Origin of the sequence: Lacihabitans sp. LS3-19 (assembly GCF_024343575.1) — a bacterium.
GTDB lineage: Bacteria > Bacteroidota > Bacteroidia > Cytophagales > Spirosomataceae > Leadbetterella.
Genome location: NZ_RJUA01000047.1, coordinates 1 through 3648, shown reverse-complemented (window position 1 = coordinate 3648; position 3648 = coordinate 1). Strand labels below are relative to the sequence as shown.

Below are 3648 nucleotides of genomic sequence, written 5' to 3'. Positions count from 1 at the left end.
TTAGATACTAAAACGGCAGTCGATTGTGTAGAATATAGGAAATTTTCATATTTTAGGTTGGCTAAAAATGAAATACAGCCCTCAGATCCCTCTTCTATTTTTGCAAAATTGTTGATTTTGGCCTCGCCATTTCCTACCACTTCACCACCTAAAAGAAGAGCAATTTGATTTATAGAAAACTCCATTTATTTTATTTAAAATGAGATATATGGCCACTAAATTGACGGTAAATATACGTCATTGGCATAACAAATATAATTTTTTTTGACAATATTACTCATAGCCTTGATGGTCGGCAAGTCCGATGCCTCTGAAACGTCCAATATTGTCCCATTTTTCATGAGAATTTTTATATTTTCGTTTTGAGAAGCATATCCACTGTTGCTTATATTACCTATTTTATAGTAGTATTTTTGGAGAGATTTTGGAATGTTTTTATTGTGTAATTTTTCTAGAAATCCTCTCTCTATTTCTTCTGTATTTAGGCCCACTTCGATTTTTATTTTGAAGAGATTTCGCTCTATCAAATTTTTGCAAAGCAAAGAAAGCGTTTGGTCACTGTGGGATTGCCATGATTTTAATGCATACCATATATCTGTATCGTCTAATTGAATGAAATTCTGCAAATACTTATTATCGTTTTTGAAATCATCCAAACTTATATTTTCCTTAATAAATACTTCCAGATTTCTTGGGATTTCAATTGTAATTCCATCGGCTATTAGGTCTTTTACCCTTTCGAAAATCTTCAAAACCATAGTTTCGGAACAAATCGAAGTTTTATGAAGATATACTTGCCAATACATTAGCCTTCTAGCTACCAAGAAGTTCTCGACACTTAGGAGTCCTTTTTCTTCAACAACCAACTCATTATCAACTACATTTAGCATTTTTATGATTCTTTCTGCTCCGATTTTTCCTTCAGCCACGCCCGAATAAAAACTATCTCTATTTAGATAATCCATCCTGTCCATGTCTAACTGGCTAGAAATCAATTGATGAAAAAAACTTCTATTATAGGTTCCTTTAAACATTTCAATTGCCAAGCTTAATTTTCCATCAAATTGCTTGTTTAGGTCTTCCATTAATAATAAGGAAATGGCTTCATGATTGACACCTTTCAGTAAAGCATATTCTAAAACATGTGAAAAAGGGCCATGGCCAATATCGTGCAAAAGAATCGCCACTTGTGCAGCTTCTTTTTCAACTTCCATAATTAGCAAACCTTTGCTTTGCAAAGTATTCAGAGCCTCATTCATTAAGTGCATAGCTCCTAATGCGTGCTGAAACCTCGAATGAAAGGCCCCTGGATAAACCAATTCCGCCATACCCAATTGTTTTATCCTACGAAGTCTTTGAAAATATGGATGTTGTACTATTTCAAATATAAAATCCGAAGGTATAGTTATGAAACCATAAACTGGATCATTGAATATTTTGCGTTTGTTTGTCAAAATAGATTAAAATGTTTTGGAGAAAATTTACAGTACAAAGTTCTAAAAAAAAGGGGAAATTAAGGCATTAACTTTTACCTTAACTTTATTAATAAAAAAAAACTCTTCAAATTTGAAGAGGATTGTGGGCCCACCTGGGATCGAACCAGGCACCTACTGTCCCGAAAGCTTTCGGGAGTGTCAGTTGCTTAATTCTATGTTTCTTCTAAAATTTTAGTAATTAAATCTGCATATTTTTTCAAGTTATGAATATATTTGGAGCTTTTCATAGATTCGATTTTTCTCTCTAGTCGAATGGCATGAGAATAATTATCAGTTGGGATTTTTAAAAATAAATTCCAATCTTCAGCAGAATTTGAGAAGTGTTGGCCATGATAAAAATGTGAATTGTGATTCTTAATTCTTATTTCTAAATTAGACTGAGTTGCACCAATATAGAATTTATTGATTTTTTCTGAAAATAAGATGTAACAGCAAATATCATTCATGAAAAATAGCATAAAAAAAACCTCTTCAAATTTGAAGAGGTTTGTGGGCCCACCTGGGATCGAACCAGGCACCTACTGTCCCGAAAGCTTTCGGGAGAGTCAGTTGCTTAATTCTTTGTTTCTTCTAAAATTTTAGTAATTAAATCTGGATATTTTTTCAAGTTGGAAATGTATTTTGAGCTTTTCATAGATTTGATTTTTCTCTCTAGTCGAATGGCATGGGCATAATTATCAGTTGGGATTTTTAAAAATAAATTCCAATCTTCAGCAGAATTTGAGAAGTGTTGGCCTTGATAAAAATGTGAATTGTGATTCTTAATTCTTATTTCTAAATTAGACTGAGTTGCACCAATATAGAATTTATTGATTTTTTCTGAAAATAAGATGTAACAGCAAATATCATTCATGAAAAATAGCATAAAAAAAACCTCTTCAAATTTGAAGAGGTTTGTGGGCCCACCTGGGATCGAACCAGGCACCTACTGTCCCGAAAGCTTTCGGGAGAGTCAGTTGCTTAATTCTTTGTTTCTTCTAAAATTTTAGTAATTAAATCTGGATATTTTTTCAAGTTGGAAATGTATTTTGAGCTTTTCATAGATTTGATTTTTCTCTCTAGTCGAATGGCATGGGCATAATTATCAGTTGGGATTTTTAAAAATAAATTCCAATCTTCAGCAGAATTTGAGAAGTGTTGGCCTTGATAAAAATGTGAATTGTGATTCTTAATTCTTATTTCTAAATTAGACTGAGTTGCACCAATATAGAATTTATTGATTTTTTCTGAAAATAAGATGTAACAGCAAATATCATTCATGAAAAATAGCATAAAAAAAACCTCTTCAAATTTGAAGAGGTTTGTGGGCCCACCTGGGATCGAACCAGGCACCTACTGTCCCGAAAGCTTTCGGGAGAGTCAGTTGCTTAATTCTTTGTTTCTTCTAAAATTTTAGTAATTAAATCTGGATATTTTTTCAAGTTGGAAATGTATTTTGAGCTTTTCATAGATTTGATTTTTCTCTCTAGTCGAATGGCATGGGCATAATTATCAGTTGGGATTTTTAAAAATAAATTCCAATCTTCAGCAGAATTTGAGAAGTGTTGGCCTTGATAAAAATGTGAATTGTGATTCTTAATTCTTATTTCTAAATTAGACTGAGTTGCACCAATATAGAATTTATTGATTTTTTCTGAAAATAAGATGTAACAGCAAATATCATTCATGAAAAATAGCATAAAAAAAACCTCTTCAAATTTGAAGAGGTTTGTGGGCCCACCTGGGATCGAACCAGGCACCTACTGTCCCGAAAGCTTTCGGGAGAGTCAGTTGCTTAATTCTTTGTTTCTTCTAAAATTTTAGTAATTAAATCTGGATATTTTTTCAAGTTGGAAATGTATTTTGAGCTTTTCATAGATTTGATTTTTCTCTCTAGTCGAATGGCATGGGCATAATTATCAGTTGGGATTTTTAAAAATAAATTCCAATCTTCAGCAGAATTTGAGAAGTGTTGGCCTTGATAAAAATGTGAATTGTGATTCTTAATTCTTATTTCTAAATTAGACTGAGTTGCACCAATATAGAATTTATTGATTTTTTCTGAAAATAAGATGTAACAGCAAATATCATTCATGAAAAATAGCATAAAAAAAACCTCTTCAAATTTGAAGAGGTTTGTGGGCCCACCTGGGATCGAACCAGGCACCTACTG

Annotated in this window: 7 protein-coding genes; all 7 read right to left on the bottom strand. The window is 32.3% G+C overall.

Going from position 1 to position 3648, the window contains the following annotated elements; translation table 11 throughout:
• On the bottom strand, positions 1–185 hold a 185-nt coding region (locus EGI22_RS15170; protein WP_310588166.1), incomplete at its 3' end, for an LpxD N-terminal domain-containing protein.
• Positions 186–215: 30 nt separating this feature from the next.
• Positions 216–1454, bottom strand: coding sequence for an HD domain-containing protein (locus EGI22_RS15165; RefSeq protein WP_255066565.1), 1239 nt, complete (start codon positions 1452–1454; stop codon positions 216–218).
• 194 nt (positions 1455–1648) lie between these two features.
• Positions 1649–1942, bottom strand: a complete 294-nt coding sequence (locus EGI22_RS24135; protein WP_369010876.1) for a GIY-YIG nuclease family protein — start codon at positions 1940–1942, stop codon at positions 1649–1651.
• A 107-nt stretch (positions 1943–2049) separates the two neighbouring features.
• Positions 2050–2349: a GIY-YIG nuclease family protein gene (locus EGI22_RS15160; RefSeq protein ID WP_255069303.1), complete on the bottom strand. Its 300-nt coding sequence runs from the start codon at positions 2347–2349 to the stop codon at positions 2050–2052.
• 107 nt (positions 2350–2456) lie between these two features.
• On the bottom strand, positions 2457–2756 hold the full coding sequence (locus tag EGI22_RS15155; protein ID WP_255069303.1) for a GIY-YIG nuclease family protein: 300 nt from the start codon (positions 2754–2756) through the stop codon (positions 2457–2459).
• A gap of 107 nt (positions 2757–2863) precedes the next feature.
• Positions 2864–3163 carry a GIY-YIG nuclease family protein gene (locus EGI22_RS15150; protein WP_255069303.1) on the bottom strand — a complete coding sequence of 100 codons (300 nt, stop codon included), beginning with the start codon at positions 3161–3163 and terminating at the stop codon, positions 2864–2866.
• Between the two features lie 107 nt (positions 3164–3270).
• On the bottom strand, positions 3271–3570 hold the full coding sequence (locus EGI22_RS15145; RefSeq protein WP_255069303.1) for a GIY-YIG nuclease family protein: 300 nt from the start codon (positions 3568–3570) through the stop codon (positions 3271–3273).
• Positions 3571–3648 lie beyond the last annotated feature (78 nt).

What these genes read in the sequence shown, in the direction of transcription:
- EGI22_RS15160 (WP_255069303.1), bottom strand. Translation starts at nt 2,349, where the DNA reads ATGAATGATATTTGCTGTTACATCTTATTTTCAGAAAAAATCAATAAA.
- EGI22_RS15155 (WP_255069303.1), bottom strand. Translation starts at nt 2,756, where the DNA reads ATGAATGATATTTGCTGTTACATCTTATTTTCAGAAAAAATCAATAAA.
- EGI22_RS24135 (WP_369010876.1), bottom strand. Translation starts at nt 1,942, where the DNA reads ATGAATGATATTTGCTGTTACATCTTATTTTCAGAAAAAATCAATAAA.
- EGI22_RS15150 (WP_255069303.1), bottom strand. Translation starts at nt 3,163, where the DNA reads ATGAATGATATTTGCTGTTACATCTTATTTTCAGAAAAAATCAATAAA.
- EGI22_RS15145 (WP_255069303.1), bottom strand. Translation starts at nt 3,570, where the DNA reads ATGAATGATATTTGCTGTTACATCTTATTTTCAGAAAAAATCAATAAA.